General features: G+C 78.2%; 1 protein-coding gene. It reads left to right on the forward strand.

The features are described from left to right. A partial coding sequence (locus tag G3I53_RS18005; protein ID WP_239063970.1) for a class I SAM-dependent methyltransferase occupies positions 1 to 836 on the forward strand: 836 nt, incomplete at both ends.

Below are 836 nucleotides of genomic sequence, written 5' to 3' on the forward strand. Positions count from 1 at the left end.
CCCCGCCGGGAGCACACGGGTGCACGAGCCGCGCCGCGCGGACTGCCCCTGGTGCGGCTCCGCGCGGCTGCGGAACCGGCTGCGCACCGGCGACCTGCGGCAGCACCGGCCGGGCCTGTTCACCGTCGACACGTGCGAGGACTGCGGCCACACCTTCCAGAACCCGCGCCTGACCGCCGAGGGGCTGGCCTTCTACCAGCGGGCCGTGCGCGGCGCCCCCCGCGACCCGGCCACCGAATGGGTGCTCGGCCTGCACGCCGCCCCGCGCCGCCGTCGCGCCACCGCGCGCGCCATGCTCCGCTTCGGTGAGCCGGAGAGCTGGCTCGACGTCGGCACCGGCCACGCCCGCTTCCCGGAGACCGCCCGGGAGCTCTTCCCCTACACCGCCTTCGACGGCACCGACCTCACCGCGCGCGTGGAACGTGCCCGCGGTCTCGGCCGCGTCGAGGAGGCGCACGTCGGCCCGCTGACCCACCCGCGGATCCGCGCCCGGCTGGCGGGCCGCTACGACGTGGTCAGCGTGCTGCACCACCTGGAGCACACCACCGACCCGCGCGCGGAGCTCCACGCGGCCCTCGACGCCGTGCGGCCCGGCGGCCACCTGCTCGTCGAGACCCTGGACCCGGGCTGCCTGTTCGCCGCCCTGTTCGGCCGCTGGTGGCTGCCCCACGACCAGCCGCGCCGGCTGCACCTGCTGCCGCCGCGCAACCTGCGCGCCGTCCTGGAGGAGCGCGGCTGCGTGATCGTCGCCGCGGGCCGCCGGGCCGCCCACGTGCCGCACGACCTGGCGGGTGCCACCGCCCTGGCCCTCTCCCACGCCCTGCCCGCCCCGGACA

The sequence above is a fragment of the Streptomyces sp. SID14436 genome (genome assembly GCF_010548465.1).
In the GTDB taxonomy this organism is placed as follows: domain Bacteria; phylum Actinomycetota; class Actinomycetes; order Streptomycetales; family Streptomycetaceae; genus Streptomyces.